This is a genomic window from Pseudomonas sp. P20 (genome assembly GCF_016463925.1).
Taxonomy (GTDB): Bacteria; Pseudomonadota; Gammaproteobacteria; order Pseudomonadales; family Pseudomonadaceae; genus Pseudomonas; species Pseudomonas aeruginosa.
On sequence record NZ_JAEMVM010000002.1, the window covers coordinates 39,005 to 58,480 of the forward strand.

General features: G+C 67.4%; 15 protein-coding genes. 12 read left to right on the top strand and 3 right to left on the bottom strand.

What is annotated here, in order from left to right; all coding sequences use genetic code 11:
• Positions 1-104 precede the first annotated feature (104 nt).
• From JHD77_RS01165 to pelG, 10 genes are all read left to right on the top strand, one after another.
• Complete coding sequence (locus tag JHD77_RS01165; RefSeq protein ID WP_003109601.1) at positions 105-548, top strand: MarR family winged helix-turn-helix transcriptional regulator; 444 nt, start codon at positions 105-107, stop codon at positions 546-548.
• 42 nt (positions 549-590) lie between these two features.
• Positions 591-1,163 (top strand): isochorismatase family cysteine hydrolase, encoded by a 573-nt coding sequence (locus JHD77_RS01170; protein WP_003103486.1) that lies wholly within the window; start codon positions 591-593, stop codon positions 1,161-1,163.
• Between the two features lie 12 nt (positions 1,164-1,175).
• The gene (locus JHD77_RS01175; protein WP_031756479.1) at positions 1,176-2,162 is read left to right on the top strand and encodes an FUSC family protein; all 987 of its coding nucleotides are present in this window, start codon (positions 1,176-1,178) and stop codon (positions 2,160-2,162) included.
• Between the two features lie 481 nt (positions 2,163-2,643).
• Entirely contained in the window at positions 2,644-5,490 is a 2,847-nt protein-coding gene (locus JHD77_RS01180; RefSeq protein WP_031756481.1) for a bifunctional glycoside hydrolase 114/ polysaccharide deacetylase family protein, read from the top strand.
• On the top strand, positions 5,468-9,049 hold the full coding sequence (locus tag JHD77_RS01185) for a tetratricopeptide repeat protein (protein WP_003119775.1): 3,582 nt from the start codon (positions 5,468-5,470) through the stop codon (positions 9,047-9,049). The genes JHD77_RS01180 and JHD77_RS01185 overlap by 23 nt, the downstream gene beginning before the upstream one ends.
• A 39-nt stretch (positions 9,050-9,088) precedes the next feature.
• Positions 9,089-9,607, top strand: a complete 519-nt coding sequence (locus JHD77_RS01190; RefSeq protein ID WP_003091288.1) for a pellicle/biofilm biosynthesis outer membrane protein PelC — start codon at positions 9,089-9,091, stop codon at positions 9,605-9,607.
• Between the two features lie 5 nt (positions 9,608-9,612).
• Entirely contained in the window at positions 9,613-10,980 is a 1,368-nt protein-coding gene (locus JHD77_RS01195; RefSeq protein ID WP_003116463.1) for a PelD GGDEF domain-containing protein, read from the top strand.
• Positions 10,958-11,947 carry a tetratricopeptide repeat protein gene (locus JHD77_RS01200; RefSeq protein WP_003116464.1) on the top strand — a complete coding sequence of 330 codons (990 nt, stop codon included), beginning with the start codon at positions 10,958-10,960 and terminating at the stop codon, positions 11,945-11,947. Before JHD77_RS01195 ends, JHD77_RS01200 begins: the two co-directional genes overlap by 23 nt.
• Positions 11,944-13,467, top strand: a complete 1,524-nt coding sequence (gene pelF / locus JHD77_RS01205; RefSeq protein WP_003103472.1) for a GT4 family glycosyltransferase PelF — start codon at positions 11,944-11,946, stop codon at positions 13,465-13,467. Before JHD77_RS01200 ends, pelF begins: the two co-directional genes overlap by 4 nt.
• Position 13,468: 1 nt before the next feature.
• Positions 13,469-14,839, top strand: coding sequence for an exopolysaccharide Pel transporter PelG (pelG, locus tag JHD77_RS01210; RefSeq protein ID WP_191519424.1), 1,371 nt, complete (start codon positions 13,469-13,471; stop codon positions 14,837-14,839).
• Positions 14,840-14,879: 40 nt separating this feature from the next.
• On the opposite strand, the gene JHD77_RS01215 is transcribed toward pelG, so the two are convergent.
• Positions 14,880-15,110 carry a hypothetical protein gene (locus JHD77_RS01215; protein ID WP_003091282.1) on the bottom strand — a complete coding sequence of 77 codons (231 nt, stop codon included), beginning with the start codon at positions 15,108-15,110 and terminating at the stop codon, positions 14,880-14,882.
• Positions 15,111-15,235: 125 nt separating this feature from the next.
• On the opposite strand from JHD77_RS01215, the gene JHD77_RS01220 reads away from it, so the two are divergent.
• Positions 15,236-15,712 carry a helix-turn-helix domain-containing protein gene (locus JHD77_RS01220; RefSeq protein ID WP_009313801.1) on the top strand — a complete coding sequence of 159 codons (477 nt, stop codon included), beginning with the start codon at positions 15,236-15,238 and terminating at the stop codon, positions 15,710-15,712.
• A gap of 37 nt (positions 15,713-15,749) precedes the next feature.
• On the top strand, positions 15,750-16,226 hold the full coding sequence (locus JHD77_RS01225; RefSeq protein ID WP_003115353.1) for a helix-turn-helix domain-containing protein: 477 nt from the start codon (positions 15,750-15,752) through the stop codon (positions 16,224-16,226).
• Between the two features lie 116 nt (positions 16,227-16,342).
• Here the strand turns inward: JHD77_RS01225 and JHD77_RS01230 are convergent, their stop codons facing one another.
• Both JHD77_RS01230 and JHD77_RS01235 read right to left on the bottom strand, forming a co-directional pair.
• Positions 16,343-18,247, bottom strand: a complete 1,905-nt coding sequence (locus JHD77_RS01230) for a M14 family metallopeptidase (protein WP_003103223.1) — start codon at positions 18,245-18,247, stop codon at positions 16,343-16,345.
• Positions 18,248-18,414: 167 nt separating this feature from the next.
• On the bottom strand, positions 18,415-19,416 hold the full coding sequence (locus JHD77_RS01235) for an alpha/beta fold hydrolase (RefSeq protein WP_003103224.1): 1,002 nt from the start codon (positions 19,414-19,416) through the stop codon (positions 18,415-18,417).
• Positions 19,417-19,476 lie beyond the last annotated feature (60 nt).

The window sequence follows — 19,476 nt, forward strand, 5'->3', positions numbered from 1 at the left end:
GGCTCTTTCATTTCAGCTGTCGTGCCGTCGGTCGGGTCCCATGGCGGGCGGCGTTGGATGTGTTATTTTGCTATGAAAATATAGCTATGATTATGTAGATAAATATGCCCACCAACCAGGATCTCCAACTGGCAGCGCATCTGCGCAGCCAGGTCACCACCCTGACCCGCCGCCTGCGTCGCGAGGCGCAGGCCGATCCGGTGCAATTCTCGCAACTGGTCGTGCTTGGCGCGATCGACCGCCTTGGCGGCGACGTCACACCTTCCGAGCTGGCCGCCGCCGAGCGGATGCGCTCGTCGAATCTGGCCGCGCTGCTGCGCGAACTGGAACGCGGAGGGCTGATCGTCCGTCACGCCGATCCGCAAGATGGGCGCAGAACCCGCGTGTCGCTGAGCTCGGAGGGCCGGCGAAATCTCTACGGCAACCGCGCCAAGCGCGAAGAATGGCTGGTGCGTGCCATGCACGCCTGTCTCGACGAGAGCGAGCGCGCCCTGCTGGCGGCGGCCGGTCCGTTGCTGACACGCCTGGCGCAATTCGAGGAGCCCTGAATCCAGGGCTTTGGGTTCCGGCAGATGGAAGAGGAGTTCCCGATGAACACAGCACTGATCGGTCTCGACTACATCGTCGATATCATGCATCCCGACGGTAGGATTGCCCGCTGTGCAGAACAGGCCGCCTTGCGTGGCGTGGTCGCGCGTTTCAACCGCGCTCTCGCCGTCGCCGAGCAGCGTGGCTGGCTGCGGATCGCGGTGAGGGTGGGCTTCGAGCCCGGCTATCCGGACCTGCCGGAACATTCGCCGATCTTCGCTGCCGCGCAGGCACTCGGCGCTCTCGACCTCTGCGGGCGCGGTTGCGCATTTCATCCTGACCTGAAGCGGGATGCCGTGCAGATGGAAGTGCTCAAGCCGCGCATCAGCGCCTTCTATGCCACGCGCCTGGAGGCCGTGTTGCGGGCGAGGCGGATCGAGCGCCTGGTGCTCGCCGGTGTCAGTACGACCTGGGCTGTGCAGGCCGCCGCGCGCGATGCGCACGATCGCGACTACCAAGTGCTGGTGTTGGAGGAGGCCTGCGCGGCGGCCAGCGACGAGGAGCACCGGCGCTCCATCGAGGTCCTGGGCGGCATCGCGCGGATCGTCACGCTCGACCAGTTGGCAGCGCTCTAGGCGGCGCGTCGTGTGTGCGCCTCGCTGACACGCCTGTTCGACGGCCGCGCCATGGGGCGCGCGCTCGCCGTGTCGCTGCCGCTGTTCGTGCTCTACAGCGCCAGCGGCGATGCCAACTGGCTGCTGGCGAATATCGCGACGATCTCCGTGGCGGTCGTCGTCGAGCGGGTCGGTAGCGCACCGCTCGCGGCGCTCGGCCAGGGGGTGGCGATCATCCTCGGCTTTCTCGGCCTGTCGTTCGCGCTCGCCTGGGGAGCGGCGTTTGCCATCGCTTGCGCAGCGCTCGCCGCTGCTGCTGTCGCGCTATCCGGCCTGGATACGCGCTTGCGCACGCTGGGCAATTTCGTCTTTATTCCTGTGCTCTATCTGGCCTGCGAGGTTGCCGCGACGCACCGCGCTGCGCTGTCCCTGGTGCCGTATCTCGTCGTCGCGATGCTACCATCGGTGGCGCTCGCCGGTGTCGATACCTTGCGCCACGCAGCGCTCGCACGCCGTTACGGCACCCTGCTGCGCTGGCGTGGGGCGCACTTGACGGGCCACGCGGCCGCGCATGACGAGCTGCTCCAGGCTGTGTTGGCGGTCACACTCGCCGTAGCCTGCAGCGCGACCTTGGTGGCGTGGCGGCACATCGAATACGGCCAGTGGGCGATCTGGTCGTCCGCCAGCGTGGTTACCGGCAATGCCGCCAGCGCGCACCTGAAGCTGCGCGATCGCGGGCTTGGCGCGCTGCTCGGCGTACCGCTCGGCCTCGCGGTAGGGGCCGCTCTACCGCATGTTCTATTGGTCCACACCTTGGCGACTCTTGCCTCGGTCCTCACCCTCGTCGGATTCCGTCACTACGCGACAGGCTTTGCCGCGCGTTGCGCGTGCATCGCCTGCGCCTCCTGGGCGATTCAGCAGTCGCCCCTGGTCGCCTCGCTGCGGGTCGCCGAAGTACTGGCGGGTGGGGCGATAGGCGTCGCCTCGGTGTGGCTGGTGCGGTTCCTCGCACGCAACTGAAGGCGGTGCGACCGCACGCGCGTGCGCCAAATGCCCGGCGCCTTTCGTTGGCCGGAAAAGACAACCTGTTTCACGGATTTAATAAATATTTAGTTATTAGCGAACGGCATCTACCGAACCGATGGGTCTAGACGAAGTGACTTCCGGGGGCTTCCGGAGGGCCGTCGACTTTCCTGATGAAGTGCGTGAAACCTGGGCTTTCCACTTTGCCACACCGGTGTCTCGGAAAGCGCGGAGTTGACCTGCAAAGCGTCACGGGCAGGCAAAAGGACACCATGGCGTCATGTATGTGCCTAAAAATTGACAGTTTCCGCTTAAAAATTTAGCAATTAGCATATTTAGTCATTAGATTGACGTTAATCGCCTGCGGCTGCTTTGGCTGTGCCCGCACTGTCAGGGATTCGACGTTGCCACCGGAAACCGCATCCATGCTTCCGACCTGCCGCTTCGGTCGGTATCGACCCTGCCGCGTAGGCTGGGCATGCGGTTCAGCAAGAAAGGAATCGCCGTGCTGCGTCTGCCGTCCCGCCGTAACACCCTTCGACCCATCGAGCGCCCGCTCGCCTGGCTTGCCGGCCTGGCGCTGGCGCTTTGTGCCGGCACTGCCGCAGGGGCTGCCGGCGGGCCGTCCAGCGTGGCGTTCTGGTACGCCGAGCGGCCGCCGCTGGCCGAGCTTTCCCAGTTCGACTGGGTGGTGCTCGAAGCGGCGCACCTCAAGCCGGCCGATGTCGGGTATCTGAAAGAGCAGGGCAGCACGCCCTTCGCCTATCTGTCGGTCGGCGAGTTCGACGGCGACGCCGCCGCCATCGCCGACAGCGGCCTGGCCCGGGGCAAGAGCGCGGTCCGCAACCAAGCCTGGAACAGCCAGGTAATGGACCTCGCCGCGCCGAGCTGGCGGGCGCACCTGCTCAAGCGCGCCGCGGAGCTGCGCAAACAGGGCTACGCCGGCCTGTTCCTCGATACCCTGGACAGCTTCCAGCTACAGGCCGAGGAGCGCCGCGAGGGCCAGCGCCGGGCGCTGGCCAGTTTCCTCGCCCAGCTGCATCGCCAGGAGCCGGGCCTCAAGCTGTTTTTCAATCGCGGTTTCGAAGTGCTGCCGGAGTTGCCCGGCGTCGCGTCGGCGGTGGCCGTGGAGTCGATCCATGCCGGTTGGGACGCCGCTGCCGGGCAATACCGCGAGGTGCCCCAGGAGGATCGCGATTGGCTGAAGGGCCACCTGGATGCCCTGCGCGCCCAGGGCATGCCCATCGTCGCCATCGACTACCTGCCGCCGGAGCGGCGTGACGAGGCGCGCACGCTCGCTGCGCGCCTGCGTAGCGAAGGCTACGTGCCGTTCGTCAGCACCCCGGCGCTGGACTACCTGGGGGTGAGCGACGTCGAGGTGCAACCGCGACGCATCGCGCTGCTCTACGATCCCCGCGAGGGCGACCTGACCCTGAGCCCCGGTCACGTCTACCTCGGCGGCCTGCTCGAATACCTCGGTTATCGGGTCGACTACCTGCCCACCGACCAGCCGCTGCCCGAACGTCCGCTGAGCGGTCTCTACGCCGGGGTAGTCACCTGGATGACCAGTGGACCGCCGCTGGCCAGCGACGCCTTCGACAACTGGATCGCTGCACGTCTCGACGAAAAGGTGCCGGTGGCGTTCCTCGCCGGCCTGCCTACCGAGAACGACGGCCTGTTGCAGCGCCTGGGTATTCGCCGACTGTCGCAGAAACTCAAGGTCAAGCCGAGCACCGAGACCCACGACCAGGCGCTGCTTGGTTCCTTCGAAGCGCCGCTGGTGATCCGGATCCGCGACCTGCCGGCGCTCACCGTACTCGATCCGGCGCGGGTGACCCCGGCGCTCAAGCTCAAGGGCGACGGCAAGGAGTACGTGCCGGTGGCGACCGCCGACTGGGGGGGCTTCGCCCTGGCGCCCTATGTGCTGGAGGAGGGTAGCGAGCACCGGCGCTGGATCCTCGATCCGTTCGCCTTCCTGCGCAAGGCCTTGCGTCTTGTGCCGCTGCCGAGTCCCGACGCGACCACCGAGAATGGCCGGCGCATCGCCACCGTGCACATCGATGGCGACGGCTTCGTCTCCCGTGCCGAGGTGCCCGGCAGTCCCTATGCCGGCCAGCAGGTGCTGGAGGACTTCATCAAGCCCTATCCGTTCCTCACCTCGGTCTCGGTGATCGAAGGCGAGGTCGGGCCGAAGGGCATGTACCCGCACCTGGCCAGGGAACTGGAGCCGATCGCCCGGCGCATCTTCGCCGACGACAAGGTGGAGGTCGCCAGCCATACCTTCAGCCATCCGTTCTTCTGGCAGCCGCAACTGGCCGAGCAGGGCGAGAACTTCGAGGCCCAGTATGGCTACAAGATGGCCATCCCGGGCTACGACAAGGTCGACTTCGTACGCGAGGTGATCGGCGCCCGCGACTACATCGAGCAGCGCCTGACCACCCCGCGGAAGCCGGTCAAGATGATCTTCTGGTCCGGCGACGCGCTGCCCGACGCCGCCACCATCAAGCTCGCCTACGACGCCGGGCTGATGAACGTCAACGGCGGCAATACCGCGCTGACCCGGGCCTTTCCCTCGCTGACCGGACTCTACCCGCTGATCCGGCCCACCCGCGGCGGCGTGCAGTACTACGCGCCGATCATCAACGAGAACGTCTACACCAATCTCTGGCAGGGGCCGTACTACGGCTTCCGCGGCGTCATCGATACCTTCGCCCTGACCGACAGCCCGCGCCGCCTGCGCGGCCTGCACCTGTACTACCACTTCTATTCGGGGACCAAGCAGGCCTCGATCCGCACCATGCACCAGATCTACGCGGCGATGCAGGCGGAGCATCCGTTGTCGCTGTGGATGAGCGACTACATCCCGCGCCTGGAAGGCCTGCATCGCGCCAGCCTGGCCAAGCGTGCCGATGGCAGTTGGCAACTGCGTGGCTTCGCCGCCTTGCGCACGGTGCGCCTGGACCCGGCGCTGGGTTGGCCGGACCTCGGCCGCTCCACGGGAGTCGCGGGCGTGCGCGACCTGCCCCAGGGGCGCTATGTGCACCTGAGTGCGGCGAATGCGCGCCTGGTCCTGCGCGACAGCCGCGATCCGCGGCCGGCGCTGGAGGAGGCCAACCTGCCGCTGAAGCACTGGCGCTACCGCGACGATGGCCGCGTCGAGTTCGCCTTCGCCGGGCACCTGCCATTACGCCTGGTGGTGCGCGCGGCGGGCGATTGCCGGCTGAGTGCGGCCGGCAAGGCCTTCCCGGGAAAGGCCGGCAACGGCCTGTGGACGTTCGAGTTGCCGATGGAGCAGGTGCGCGATGGCCAACTCGTCTGCCGCTGACAAGCATCCCCAGGCGCGCCTGCTGAATCCCTGGGCCCTGCTGCCGGTCGCTCTCGGGGTGGCGCTGGTGCTGTGGCTGACCTTCAACAGCGAAGAAGTATTCATGCCCAGCGGCGATGGCGAGCCCGACGCGGTCTCGGTGAACTACGCCGAACTGCTGTTGCAGGCGCACCCGGAGAACGACGCGCTGCGCCTGACCCTGATCGACCTGCTGGTCAAGCTCGGCGACTTCGAGCAGGCGCGTCATCACCTCGCCCGTCTGCGCGGCAAGGACCGCCTGGCAACGCCGTTCTACGAGGTGGAACTGGACATCCTTGGCGCCCTGGCCAGGCCCGAGGGCATGGATGAGGAGCAGACGCGCCGATTGCTGGAGCGCCTGCGCAAGATCGAGCACGTTTCGTTGAACGACGCCATGCTCGAACGACTTGCCCGTCATGCCCTGGCCCTGGACGCGCCGGACCTGGCGGCGCGGACCTTTGCCGAACTGGCCGGCCGCGACCCGCAGGGCCGGCAGCGCTGGCTGGACGAGGCGGCGCGCTGGTACCTGGCTTCCGGCGAGCCGCTGCCGGCGGCGGACATCCAGCGGCAACTGGCCGAAGCGCAAACCGAGCCGGCGAAGCGCCTGGCCTATCTGCGCCAGGCCTTCGCCAGCCTGCTCGCTGGCGAGCGCGGCGAACAGGCGGCGTTGTTGCTGGACGAGCGGCTGGACGCCTTGCCGGAGGATGAATCGACCCTGGCCTGGCTCGCCCAGGGCGTACGCGCCGCCGAAGGCAGCCAGCGCTACGACCTGGCCGAACGCTTCATCCGGCGCTGGCGCGAATTGCGCCCCGAGGACCATGAGGCGCTGGCCGCCGACCTGCGTCTGAACATGGCCGCCGGGCGGGTCGAGCGGGCCTGGGAGGTCGGCCAGGAGTTGCTGGCCCTGCGCCCGGAGGACAGGACGCTGCTGGCCGATCTCGCGCGCCTTGGCGAATGGACCGGCAACGGCCCGCGGGCGCTGGGCCTGTGGAAGCAACTGCTGGCCGGCGCCGATGACCCGGCCCTGCGCGGGCATGCCTGGCGCCTGTCGCTGCAGATGTTCGATTTCGACAGCGCCATCGAGCTGCTGGCGCCCATCGGTGCGCAGCGACAGATGACCGACGAGGAACTCGATGCGCTGGTCTACAGCCATGAAACCCGCGGCACGCCGGAAGAGGGCGAGGCATGGCTGCGCGGCTACGTGCAGCGTTATCCGAAACAGCGCCTGGCCTGGCAGCGCTTGCAACAGATTCTCGAACACACCCAGCAGTTGCAGGAAGAGACCGGGGTCTGGGCGCGGATGGCCCGGCATTTCCCGCTGAGTGTCAAGGAACGCATGCAGTGGGCGGAAACCCACTGGAACCTGTTCGATCCGCGCCAGGCCTGGAAGGTCCTCGCCGGCGTGGATACCCGCGCGATCCGCGAGCCGGAGTTCTGGCGCCTGCGCGCGGCGCTGGCCTGGGCCCTGGAGCAGGACGACGATGCCCGCGCCGCCTACGAGCGCATGCTGGCCCTGGACATCCGCCTGAACAGCAGCGACGAGGACCAGTTGATCGCCCTGTACCGGGACAGCAATCCGAAGCAGGCCTTGCAGGTGCTTATCGGCAGTTGGCAGCGCAGCCGCGATCCGCGGCGCCTGGCCAGCGCCCTGCAACTGGCGGAGAACCTCCACGACTGGCCGGCCCTGAAGAGCCTGCTGGCCGAGGCCGAAGGCCTGCCGGAAGCGCAGGGCAGCCCCTATTACTGGGTGGCCAGGGCGCGGCTGGCGGAACAGGAAGGCCATGGCGACGTCGCCGAGCGTCTGTACCGGGAAGCCCTGGTGCGTTTCCCCGGCGAGAACCTGGTGCGCGAACGCCTGCTCTGGTTCTACATCGACCGTGGCCGTCGCGACAGCCTGGCGCCCCTGTTGGCGCAGTGGCATGGCCTGGCGCTGCGGGACAGCACGCTGTGGCTGCCGTTCGCCAGCGCCAGCCTGCTGCTCGAGCGTAACGACCAGGCGCTGGCCTGGTTCCGCCTGTACCTCAAGTCCAATCCCAACGACTGGCTGGTGCAGGCCGCCTACGCCGACGCACTGGATGCCAGCGGCTACCAGGACAAGGCCCTGCGCCTGCGCCGACTACTGCTCCGGCGGCTCGACCGCGAGGCGGTCAGGGCCACCCCGGACAGCTTCGCCGCCTACCTGCGCCTGCTCGCCGTGGCCCAGGGGCCGCTGCTCGCCCAGGGCGAGGCGCGGCGGGCCTGGAATGGCGAGCCGGCGATGCTGCAGCTGTGGTTCGAGCAGTTCCTCGACCAGCTCGCCGCCACCAACCAGGAGCCGCTGAAGGATGACTGGCTGGCCTGGGCGCGCGGCCGGGGCCTGAAGATCGGGCGCAACGAAGAGATCCAGGCCGCCCTGCGCAGCCAGAATCGCGCCGCCCTGCAACGCCTGCTGGAGCGCGGCGAGCTGGATCCGGCGCAGCGGGTCGAGGCGCTGGTGCGTCTCGGCCATGGCGGCGAAGCGCTGGGCGAGGCCCTGGGCGCACTGGGCGACGGCCACTCGCGCGACAACCGCGAGCAGCTGCGGCGGCAGGCGGCGGAAATCCTCGAACGCACTCCCCAGGGCCTGCAACTGGGTTGGAACAAGCGCGACTTCGGCGGTCTCGACTTCAAGGGGCCGACGCTGCGCGCGGCGCGCCACCTCGGCGACGACTGGTACGCCGATCTCGAACTGGGCAGTGGCCGCTATCACGGCGATGCGCTGGATAGCTCGCTCCTCGGTAGCGAACGCAACGCCAGGCTGACGTTGCGGCGCGAACTGGCCGATGGCTTCGCCGCGGCGACGCTCGATGGCAGCTGGCGCGACGACGAGGACCGCCACGGCCTGGGGGTGCTGCGCAATTGGCGGCTGAGCTCGCGCGACGAACTGGAAGCGGGCCTCGACTGGCACCGCGAGACCGACGAGACCGGCCTGATGCGAGCCCTCGGCATGCGCGACAGCCTACGGCTCGGCGGCCGCCACACCCTCAGCGGGCGCGACCAGTTGAGCTGGTCGCTGGCGCACAACCGCTTCTCCACCCGCCAGGGCGACGACCTCGGCAACGGCGAGGCGCTGTCCCTGGAATGGGCCCACACACTGTTCTTCGACGGCCCGGCCTGGCAACTGCGCGGCGGCATCGACTACCAGCGCAATCGCCTGGAGAACCGCGTGCCGGACGACCTGCTGGCGGCCCATGGCGGTGCGCTGGCGCTCGATGGCGCGCGCAGCCAGGACCTGCTGCAGGACCGCTATGGCCAGGTCTACCTCGGCAGCACCTGGCGCCGTGGCTTCCCTGGCGCGCTGAACCGCAGCCGTCCGCAATACACCTGGATCGTCGACACCCTGGCCGGCTGGCAGTGGACAGAGAAGGAGTTCAACTACGGCATCGATCTCGGCATCGGCATGGAGCTGCTGGGCGACGACGAACTGGCGTTCACCTTCGGCTACCAGTCGGCTCCCCAGGGCGGCGGCGGCGATGCCGGCGGCACGCTCGGGGTGACCTACAGCACGCGCTTCGGCCGCTGAACGCGGCCCGGATACGGAATTCAACAGGAGGAACACAACATGCAATCCATCCGCTGCCTGGCTCTCGCGGCCGTCGCCCTGTTCATGGCGGGCTGCTCCAGCTTCACCAGCGAAAGCGCTACGCCGCTGGCGCGCGGCGCGCAGTGGGGCCTGGTGCCGCTGCTCAATTACTCCCAGGCGCCGCAGGCCGGCGAGCGTGCCGAGCAGATCCTGCTCAGCGTGCTGGCCGAGGAGGGCGTGCGGCCGCGCCTGTACCCGGCGCAACCGCAAGGCGACCTGCAACTGGTCGACGACCGCGAGCGCCAGCAGCGCGCGCTGGACTGGGCACGCCAGCAGAAGCTGGCCTACGTGGTCACCGGCAGCGTCGAGGAGTGGCAGTACAAGAACGGCCTGGACGGCGAGCCGGCGGTGGGCGTCAGCCTGCAGGTGCTGGAGCCGGCCTCCGGGCGGGTGCTCTGGAGCACCAGCGGGGCGCGCGCCGGCTGGTCCCGGGAAAGCCTGGCGGGCGCCGCGCAGAAAGTCCTGCGCGAGCTGGTCGGCGACCTGCGGCTCGAGTGACGGCGATGTCCGCGCACAAGGATTTCGCCCTCGCACCGCGCGCCAGCGGCAGCGTCTCCTGGGTCGAGACGCTGGTCATCAGCGCGCTCGCGCTGGGCCTGGGCTGGTGGTTCAGCCCGGACGACCCGCTGCAGGTCAACGCCACCTTTCCCTGGGTGATCCTCGCGCCCCTGTTGCTGGGCATGCGCTACGGCTTCGTCCGCGGGTTGGCCAGCGCGGCGCTGCTGGTGGCGGCGCTGTTCGCGTTTCGCGTCCAGGGCGTCGAGGCCTATGCCCAGGTACCGGCGGCCTTCATCGTCGGCGTGCTGCTCTGCGCCATGTTGGTGGGCGAGTTCCGCGACATCTGGGAACGCCGCCTGGAGCGCCTGGAGCTGGCGAACGAGTACCGCCAGTTGCGCCTCGACGAATTCACCCGCGCCCATCACATCCTGCGCATCTCCCACGATCGCCTGGAACAGCGGGTCGCCGGCAACGACCAGAGCCTGCGCAGTTCGCTGCTCGGTCTGCGACAACTGCTGCGCGAGCTGCCGGGCGATGAGGCACCGCTCGATGCGCTGGCGGAAACCGTGCTGGCGCTGCTGGCCCAGTACGGTTCGCTGCGCATCGCCGGACTCTACCGGGTGCGCCACGACCGCACCCCGGAGCCGCAATCCTTGGCGACGCTCGGCGAGATGCCGGCGCTGGACGCCGACGATCTGCTGGTGCGCACCTGCCTGGAGCGCGGCGAACTGGTCAGCGTGCGCCAGGAACTGCTGGAGCGCGGCGAGCAGCGTGCGCACAGCGCGCTGCAGGTGTGCGTGCCGCTGGTCGACACCGATGGGCGGATCCTCGCCCTGCTGGCGGTGGAGCAGATGCCATTCTTCGTCTTCAACGAACGTACCTTCAGCCTGCTGGCGATCCTCGCCGGGCACATCGCCGACTTGCTGCAGAGCGACCGTCGCGCACTGCAACTGGCCGACATCGACGCCCAGCGCTTCTCCCAGTACCTCAAGCGCTCCCTGCTGGACGCCCGCGACCATGGGTTGCCGGCCTGCCTGTATGCCTTCGAGTTGACCGATGCGCGCTACGGCGAAGAGGTCCAGCGTCTGCTGGAAGGCAGCCAGCGTGGCCTCGACGTGCAGTTGCGACTGCGCAACGACGAGGGCCGGCGGGTCCTGCTGGTGTTGTTGCCGCTGACTTCCGCCGAAGGCTCCCAGGGGTATCTGCAGCGCCTGAGGATTCTCTTCGCCGAACGCTTCGGCCAGGCCCGCGAGCTGGAGTCGCTGGGCGTGCGCATCCGCCAGTACGAACTGGACGCCGGCAACGATCGGCAGGCGCTGGGACATTTCCTTTTCAACGAGTGCGGCCTGAATGATCAGCAAGTGGCTGTTTAGCGGCGCCTTCCTGTTCGAGCTGAGCAGTTGGGCGAGCGTCTTCGCCGACCTGCCGTTCGGCCAGGCGCTGGCGCTCTACCTGTTCGCCCACGGCCTGGGCAGCGCGCTGCTGTGCGTCGGCGTATGGCTGCTGCTGCCGCGGCGCTACAAGTTCCCGCTGCCGTGGAGCCCGCTGTTCCTCTTCAGCCTGGCCTTCTTCGTGCCGCTGATCGGAGCGGTCGGCGTCGCTGCGGCGGTATTCCCGGCGCTGTACCTGCCGCGCCAGCGTGGCGAGCAGGCCTGGCAGGCGATGGGCGTCCCCGAGCTGCCGTTCCGGCCGAAGGAAAAGCGCCTCGACATGATGTTCAGCGACGGCGGTCTGCAGGACGTCCTGCGCCATGCGCCGGACCCGAACCAGCGGCTCACGGCGATCTTCGCCACCCGGCGGATGCCCGGCAAGGAGGCGATCCCGATCCTCAAGCTGGCCCTGCGCGACCCCGCCGACGACGTCCGCCTGCTGGCCTACTCGATGCTCGACCAGAAGGAAAGCCGGATCAACCAGCGCATCGAGGCCGCCCTCGGCCGCCTCGCCGGCGCCACGCCGGCGCGACGCGGCGCGCTGCACGGAACCCTGGCGCGCTGGTACTGGGAACTGGCCTACCTGGGGTTGGCCCAGGGCAGCGTGCTGGAGCACATCCTCGAGCAGGCGCGCGAGCATACCGACCAGGCGCTGCGCGGCGCACCCTCGGCCGACCTGCATCTGCTGGCCGGGCGCATCGCCCTCGAACAAGGCCGCCTGGAGGATGCCGGACGCGCCCTCCAGGCCGCCGAGGAGGCGGGAATCGATAGCGCCCAGCTGGCGCCGTTCCGCGCCGAGGTGGCGTTCTTCCAGCGGCGCTACCGGGACATCCCCCGGCTTCTCGCCGGAATGCCCGACGACATGCTGCAACGGCCGCCCTTCGCGGCCCTGGCGAGATACTGGACATGACCGAACACACCGCTCCGACGGCGCCCGTCGCCGATGTCTGCCTGCTGCTGGAGGGCACCTGGCCCTATGTCCGCGGCGGCGTCTCCAGCTGGGTCAACCAGTTGATCCTCGGTCTCCCCGACCTGACCTTCTCGGTGTTCTTCATCGGCGGCCAGAAGGATGCCTACGGCAAGCGCCACTACCCGATCCCGGACAATGTGCTGCACATCGAGGAACACTTCCTGGAAACCGCCTGGAGTTCGCCGAACCCGCAGACGCGACAGGGCAGTAGCGAGACCGAAAAGGCGTTGCGCGATCTGCACCGTTTCTTCCACTACCCGGAGACGCCGGACGTGGAGGAGGGCGACGCGCTGCTCGACCTGCTCGCCGAGGGCCGCATCGGCCGCGAGGACTTTCTCCACAGCAAGGCCAGTTGGGAGGCGATCACCGCAGGCTACGAGCGCTATTGCACCGATCCGTCCTTCGTCAATTACTTCTGGACCCTGCGCTCGATGCAGGCGCCGGTGTTCATGCTCGCCGAGGCGGCCCGGCGGATGCCGCGGGCGCGCATGCTGCACTCGATCTCCACCGGCTACGCCGGCCTGCTGGGCTGCATCCTGCAACGTCGCTGGGGCTGCCGCTACCTGCTCAGCGAGCACGGCATCTACACCAAGGAGCGCAAGATCGACCTGGCCCAGGCCAACTGGATCGCGGAGAACCCCGACGAGCAGCTGAGTACCGGACTGGATGCCGAGGTCAGCTACATCCGTCGCTTGTGGATCCGCTTCTTCGAGCGTGTCGGCCTGCTCACCTATCGCGCGGCCAATCCGATCGTCGCCCTCTACGAAGGCAACCGCCAGCGCCAGGTACTCGATGGCGCCGAGCCACGGCGCACCCGGGTGATCCCCAACGGCATCGACCTCGATGCCTGGGCCGGCGCCCTCGAACGGCGGCCGCCGGGGATTCCGCCGGTGGTCGGGCTGGTCGGCCGGGTAGTGCCGATCAAGGACGTGAAGACCTTCATCCGCGCCATGCGCGGGGTGGTCAGCGCGATGCCGGAGGCGGAGGGCTGGATCGTCGGTCCGGAGGAGGAAGATCCGGACTATGCCAGCGAATGCCGCAGCCTGGTGGCCAGCCTCGGCCTGCAAGACAAGGTGAAGTTCCTCGGTTTCCGTCGGATCGGCGAGGTCCTGCCGCAACTCGGCCTGATGGTCCTCACCTCGATCAGCGAAGCGCAGCCGCTGGTGATCCTCGAAGCCTGGGCTGCCGGCGCCCCGGTGGTGAGCAGCGACGTCGGCTCCTGCCGCGAACTGATCGAAGGCGCCGACGCCGAAGATCGCGCCCTGGGTCGCGCCGGGGAGGTGGTGGCGATCGCCGACCCGCAGGCCACTTCGCGGGCGATCCTCGCCCTGCTGCGCAATCCGCAGCGCTGGCAGGCGGCCCAGGCAGTCGGCCTGCAACGGGTCGAACGCTACTACACCGAGGCGCTGATGCTCGGACGTTACCGCGGGCTGTACCGCGAAGCCACGGAGATTGCATGACATGGCCGGCATCGGCTTCGAACTGCGGAAGATCCTTTCCCGCGATTCCTATACGGCGACCCTGCGCGCCTACCTCTACGCCGGGCTGATCAGCTCCGGTCCCTGGGTGCTGTCGATCGTCAGCGTGATGCTGATCGGCGCGCTGAGCCTCGGCGTGGTGGTGCCGGACGTGCTGGTCCGGCAGTTCCTGATCACGGTGACCTACCTGATGGCGCTGTCGCTGATCTTCACCGGGGGACTGCAACTGTTCTTCACCCGCTTCATTTCCGATCGCCTGTTCGAGCGCAAGCACGAGGCGATCCTGCCCAACCTGGTGGGCGTGCTGTTGCTGGTGACGTTGGCGGCGGGCCTGCTCTCGGCGATATTGCTGGCGACCCTGTTCGATGAGCCGTTCGCCTACCGCCTGCTGGTGATGGCCAACTTCGTGGTGCTCTGCAACCTGTGGCTGGTGATCATCTTCCTGTCGGGAATGAAGGCCTACAAACGCATCCTGCTGGTGATGTTCATCGGCTACGCGCTGATGGTCGCCTGTGCCTACCTGCTGCGTTTCATGCAGATGGACGGCCTGCTGCTGGCATTGCTGATCGGCCACGCCAGCCTGCTGTTCGTCTTCCTCTACGACATCCTCCGCGAGTACCCGGCCAGGCGCATGGTGGCCTTCGACTTCCTCGACCGCCGGCAGGTCTTCGTCAGCCTGCTGCTGACCGGCCTCTGCTACAACCTGGGAATCTGGATCGACAAGTTCATCTTCTGGTTCAACCCCTCCACCTCGGACCTAGTGATCGGCCCGCTGCGCGCCTCGATCCTCTACGACCTGCCGATCTTCCTCGCCTACCTGTCGATCATTCCCGGCATGGCGGTGTTCCTGGTGCGCATCGAGACCGACTTCGCCGAGTGGTACGAGCGGGTCTACGAGGCGATCCGCGGCGGAGAGACCCTGCAGCACATCGGCCTGCTCAAGGAGCAGATGATCCTCGCCATCCGCCAGGGCCTGCTGGAAATCTGCAAGGTGCAGGGGCTGGCGGTGGTCCTGCTGTTCCTGCTGGCGCCGCAACTGCTCGGCTGGCTGGGAATTTCCCGCTATTACCTGCCGCTGTTCTACATCGACCTGATCGGGGTGAGCATCCAGGTAGTGTTCATGGCCTTGCTCAACGTCTTCTTCTACCTGGACAAGCGCCGCATCGTCCTCGAACTCTGCGTGCTGTTCGTGATCGTCAACGGCGCCCTGACCTTCGTCAGCCTGCTGCTCGGGCCGAGCTTCTTCGGCTACGGCTTCACCCTGTCGCTGCTGGTCTGCGTGCTGGTCGGGCTGTACCGCCTGACCACCGCGCTGGACGACCTGGAGTACGAGACCTTCATGCTCAATCGCTGAGGGGTTTCGCCGGCGGCAGGGTCTTTCAGAAAGGGCCGATTCACCCGGTTGAATCGGCCCCTTTTTTTGCTTCCTCGATGCGTTTTTGCAGCTTCTGCATATCCACCAGGCGTTGCGTGCCGAAGGTTCGCATCGGCAGGTCGCCGCTCTCTATCCAGGCGTAGAGCAGGTCCGGCCGGTCGCTGAGGCCGGTCAGGAAGGCGAAACGCATCAGGGTTATATAGCGGGGGCACTCGGCGAAACCCTCTTGGGGGAGTTCTTCCACTTTCATCAGGCGTCCTGCACCATGGTCCGATGTTGGAGGGGAACCCTCGGTCTAGAGGGCTTGGATTCATATTGATCTACTAACAGTTAGTGAATCAATATGCATAGGGAACCATCAGACGCGGACTACACATGGTAAAGAATCGACGTTTGTTCACTGCTGGCAAGCGCTTGCGCGCCCTGCGCGAGCTGATGGGCTTGAGCCGTCCGCAGTTCGCCGAGTTGGTGGGGATGACGGCCAAGCGCCTGGAGAACATCGAGAACGAGCTGCAGCGCATGCACGACGAGGACTTCGAGAAGGTCTGCGGAACCTTCCCGGAGTTCAGCGACTGGATCGCCTATGAAGGCAGCATCGAGCCGCAGTCGATCGCCTGGAAGGTCGCCGACTCGGCGCAGGCGGCCGCGGTCTACCTGGTGGAGCGCAACCCGGTGCTGCTGGAGCGGCACGGCATCGACATGCAGGCCTGGCGCGAACGCCACCGCGAGATACGCGAGGCGCTGCTGGCGGCGGAACAGGCGCCGGAGGCGGAGCCGGCGCCCCTGGAAGAGCCGCCGGAACCCAGGCGCCAGCGGAAGAGGAAAACGCCCGCGAGCGGCAAGGGCGACTGAGGCGCATCGCGCCAGAAACGAAGGGAAGTATCCGTACATGGTCTATGTAGTGAGGAAGCGCTGCCTGTTTCGCGCCGGCGAGCGCCTGTTCGGGTTGCGCGGGCTGACGGGGTTGAACCGACCGCAGTTTTCCGAGGTGGTCGGCATGGATCCCAAACGCCTTGAGAACATCGAGAGTGGCCGGCAGCGCATGCACGACGAGGATTTCGAGAAGGTCTGCGGGACCTTCCCGGAGTTCAGCGACTGGATCGCCTATGAAGGCAGCATCGAACCGCAGTCGATCGCCTGGAAGATCGCCGAGGCCGCCCAGGAAGCGGCGGTCTATCTGGTGGAGCGCAACCCCGAGCTGCTCGAACTCCACGGTCTCGACGTGCCGGCCTGGCGCGAGAAGCATCGGGAAATCCTCAAGAAGGTGCGCAAGCGGGAGTTGTCGCCGCCACCCGAAAAACCACCGAAACCCAGGCGCAAGCGCAAGCCGAGAAGCAACCTGCCCACACCCACCGACGGTACCTGAGACCGGCTCCCTCTCCCCAGCCCTCTCCCGCAAGCGGGAGAGGCAACGGGGCTCCCGAAGCCCAGCGGTAGGGTGGATAACGCGCAGCGTTATCCGCCGTCAGCCCCAGGTGGGCCTCAGAACACCACTCCTACCGGATAGACGAAGGCGTTCACGTCGTAGAACGGCGTGCGCTGGTAGAACCATTGCAGGCGCGCCTGCGGATCGGCGGCGAAGGCCTTGTCCTCGCGCAGGCGTTTGTCGAAGGCGGCCTTCAGCGCCGGGTCTTCCGCCAGCATCTTGCGCGCCATCGGCTCCATCACGTATTCCTCCGGCTCCTCGGCGGCCACCAGGGTGGAATTGAAGAAGCCCCAGGACCAGAAGGAATCCGGACTCTGCGGTTGCAGCAGGTCGATGGCCAGGACGCCCAGCGGCTGGGCGGTGTCGATCGACAGCGAGCCGGCCGGGAAGGTCTGCAGGCGCTGGAACGGCTTCGGCGTGCCGCTGACCAGCAGGCGACCTTCGTAGCCCGGAATCCGGTTGCCTTGCACGCGATCCGGTTCGAAGCCATCGGCGAGCTTGATGTCGTCCATGCGGTACAGGGTCACGGCGATTTCGGTCGGACGCTCCAGGGTGCTATAGCGGATGCCATGGGCCTTGATCCGGGCGATCACCTCGTGCCACTGCGCCGGGACGATGAAACGCTGGGGACGCGGCACCACCAGGTCGGGTACGCCGTTGTCGGTCACCGGTAGTTTCAGCGTCTTCGGCCGGTTGCTCCAGACGATGGTGCGGGCTCCGGTGACCGGCGATTGCTCGTAGCGGTAGTCGCCCACCACGAACGGCGTCTCGGCGGCCTCGCCCGGCTTCCAGGTGAGGATCACCTCCTTCTGCCGCAGCAGGCGCTCGCGGTCGCTGGCGATGGCCTGGCGCAGGCTGGCGGCCTGCTCGCCGATCACCTCGAACATCGCCTTGAGCATCACGTAGTTGCCCAGCACCTGGGTCTTGTACGGATGCAGGGCGTGTTGCTCGATGAGGATCGACGGCACGTTGCGGATGTCGCCGTACTGGTTGGAGAAGCGCGCCAGGTCGGTGCGGTAGGGGTAGTAGCCCTGGGTCGGATCCTGGTTGTCGTTCAGGCTGATGCATTCATGGACCATGTGCCCGAGGCTTTCCAGCGCCTGGTACACCGGCTTGCGCATGACCTGGTCCATCCAGGCGCTGCTCGCCGGTGACCAGCCGTTGCCGTTGTGGCAGTAGGAGCTGTCGTAGGGATACATGGCGCCGTCGGTGGAGTGGGTGTCGGCGAAGAAGCTCAGCTCGTAGTGGTTGAACACCCAGGCGACGTTGCGGATCTCCGCGCTGTCGAGCTTGGTGAAGTCGCGGTTGAGATTGAGATTGCGGCCGTTCACCCGCCAGCCGGTCTCCTGCGGGCCGTTCTGGTTGATCCGCCCGTAGGCGCTGCGGCGCAGGTCGCCGTCGACGTTGACCACCGGGATGAACAGCAGGTTGATCTTCTCCAGCAGCCCGGCGAGCGGGCGGTCGGCAGCGCTCATGTCGCGCAGCAGCATGAACATGGCGTCCTTGCCGTTGGCCTCGCCGGGATGGATCTCGGCTTCCACCAGCAAGGTCGGCTTGGCGGAGCGCTTCAGGCCGGCGGCGGACTTGTCGGCCTCGGTGGAGGCGGTCACCAGCAGCATCGGGTGACCCTCGGCGCTGCGCTCGGGCAACTCGCGCAGGGCGATGCGGCCGGAGGAGGCGGCTACCAGTTTCTCCAGGTAGGCGCGGGTCTCGCGGTAGTCGCTGGTACGCTGGAAGTCGCTGCTCTCGGCCTGGGTGATCAAGGGGTCGCCGGGCTTGGCGAGGTAGCGCAGGCTGCCCAGCCTCTGCTCGAACATCGGTGGCAGGATGCGCTGGCGGGCCGCGGCCGGGTAGGCGCTGTCATCGATGTAGGCGGGCGCGTGGGGCAGCTCCGCGTGAGCGGGCAGGGCGCTCGCCAGCAGGACGCCGGCGAGTAGCGAACGGGGTAGGCAAGGGAACACGATGAACCTCCATGTGGATGGGAACGGCCGCGGCGTGGGCGGGCCTGCGCGACGCGAGCCACGCGTCGTCGCGCAGCCAGTGCAGTGAAACGCCGGCGGCAGGCATCGGTGTTGACGCCGGGCAAGGCGCGGCGAAGCCGATGGCGAGAGCGCCGCCGGTGGATGGTTCAGGGCTGGGTTTGCAGACCCTCCAGCAGTGCCTGGTGGAAGCGTTCCGGAGCCTGTATCTGCGGGGTATGGCCAAGGTCGGGGAATTCCACCAGGGTCGCCTGGGGAATCCGTCGGGCGGCGTCCTTGCCCAGTTGCGCGTAGTTGCCCAGCCTGGCTTTCAGTTCTGCCGGCGCGGCGTCCTTGCCGATGGCGGTGTTGTCTTTCTCGCCGATCAGCAGCAGGGTCGGCATCTGCAACCGGTCCAGTTCGTAGACCACCGGCTGGGTGAAGATCATGTCGTAGGTCAGCGCCGAGTTCCAGGCCACCGACTCGCGCCCCTTGCCGCGATACATGCCGGCCTGCATCTGTACCCAGCGATCGAACTCGGGGCGCCATTCGCCGGCGTAGTAGGTGGCTTGCTGGTATTGGCGAATGCCTTCGGCGCTGGTCTGCAAGTCGCGCCTGTACCAGTCGTCGACGCTGCGCCAGGGCACGCCCAGGGCCTTCCAGTCCTCCAGGCCGATGGGGTTGACCAGCACCAATCGTTCGACCTGCCGCGGATAGAGCAGGGCGTAGCGGGTAGCGAGCATGCCGCCCATGGAGTGGCCGATCACGCTGGCCCGGGCGACGCCGAGCCGTTCCAGCAGGGCGTGGGTGTTGGCTGCCAGTTGCTGGAAGCTGTACTGGTAATGGGCCGGCTTGCTCGACTTGCAGAAACCGACCTGGTCGACGGCGATCACCCGGTAGCCGGCGTCGGCGAGCACGTCGATGGTGCGCTCCCAGGTCCCGGCGCAGAAATTCTTGCCGTGCATGAGCAGGATGGTGCGGCCGTTGGCTTTCTTCGGCGCGACGTCGAGGTAGGCCATGCTCAGCGGCTGGCCCTGGGAGGTGAAGTCCAGATAATGCACCGGATAGGCGTAGTCGAAGCCTTCCAGGCGTTCGCCGTAGACCGGCGCCTGGCTGGCCAGCGCCGGCCCGCAGGCGAGGGCGAGACAGAGGCTGAGGCGGGGTAGGGACATGCGATCGCTCCTGTGTGGGTCTGCTGGAGGATGCACGTCAGGGCGCGAGCTGGCCAGTCC

What these genes read in the sequence shown, in the direction of transcription:
- JHD77_RS01180 (WP_031756481.1), top strand. Translation starts at nt 2,644, where the DNA reads ATGCGGTTCAGCAAGAAAGGAATCGCCGTGCTGCGTCTGCCGTCCCGC.
- JHD77_RS01190 (WP_003091288.1), top strand. Translation starts at nt 9,089, where the DNA reads ATGCAATCCATCCGCTGCCTGGCTCTCGCGGCCGTCGCCCTGTTCATG.
- JHD77_RS01195 (WP_003116463.1), top strand. Translation starts at nt 9,613, where the DNA reads ATGTCCGCGCACAAGGATTTCGCCCTCGCACCGCGCGCCAGCGGCAGC.
- pelG (WP_191519424.1), top strand. Translation starts at nt 13,469, where the DNA reads ATGGCCGGCATCGGCTTCGAACTGCGGAAGATCCTTTCCCGCGATTCC.
- JHD77_RS01220 (WP_009313801.1), top strand. Translation starts at nt 15,236, where the DNA reads ATGGTAAAGAATCGACGTTTGTTCACTGCTGGCAAGCGCTTGCGCGCC.
- JHD77_RS01200 (WP_003116464.1), top strand. Translation starts at nt 10,958, where the DNA reads ATGATCAGCAAGTGGCTGTTTAGCGGCGCCTTCCTGTTCGAGCTGAGC.
- JHD77_RS01170 (WP_003103486.1), top strand. Translation starts at nt 591, where the DNA reads ATGAACACAGCACTGATCGGTCTCGACTACATCGTCGATATCATGCAT.
- JHD77_RS01185 (WP_003119775.1), top strand. Translation starts at nt 5,468, where the DNA reads ATGGCCAACTCGTCTGCCGCTGACAAGCATCCCCAGGCGCGCCTGCTG.
- JHD77_RS01215 (WP_003091282.1), bottom strand. Translation starts at nt 15,110, where the DNA reads ATGAAAGTGGAAGAACTCCCCCAAGAGGGTTTCGCCGAGTGCCCCCGC.
- JHD77_RS01235 (WP_003103224.1), bottom strand. Translation starts at nt 19,416, where the DNA reads ATGTCCCTACCCCGCCTCAGCCTCTGTCTCGCCCTCGCCTGCGGGCCG.
- pelF (WP_003103472.1), top strand. Translation starts at nt 11,944, where the DNA reads ATGACCGAACACACCGCTCCGACGGCGCCCGTCGCCGATGTCTGCCTG.
- JHD77_RS01165 (WP_003109601.1), top strand. Translation starts at nt 105, where the DNA reads ATGCCCACCAACCAGGATCTCCAACTGGCAGCGCATCTGCGCAGCCAG.
- JHD77_RS01225 (WP_003115353.1), top strand. Translation starts at nt 15,750, where the DNA reads ATGGTCTATGTAGTGAGGAAGCGCTGCCTGTTTCGCGCCGGCGAGCGC.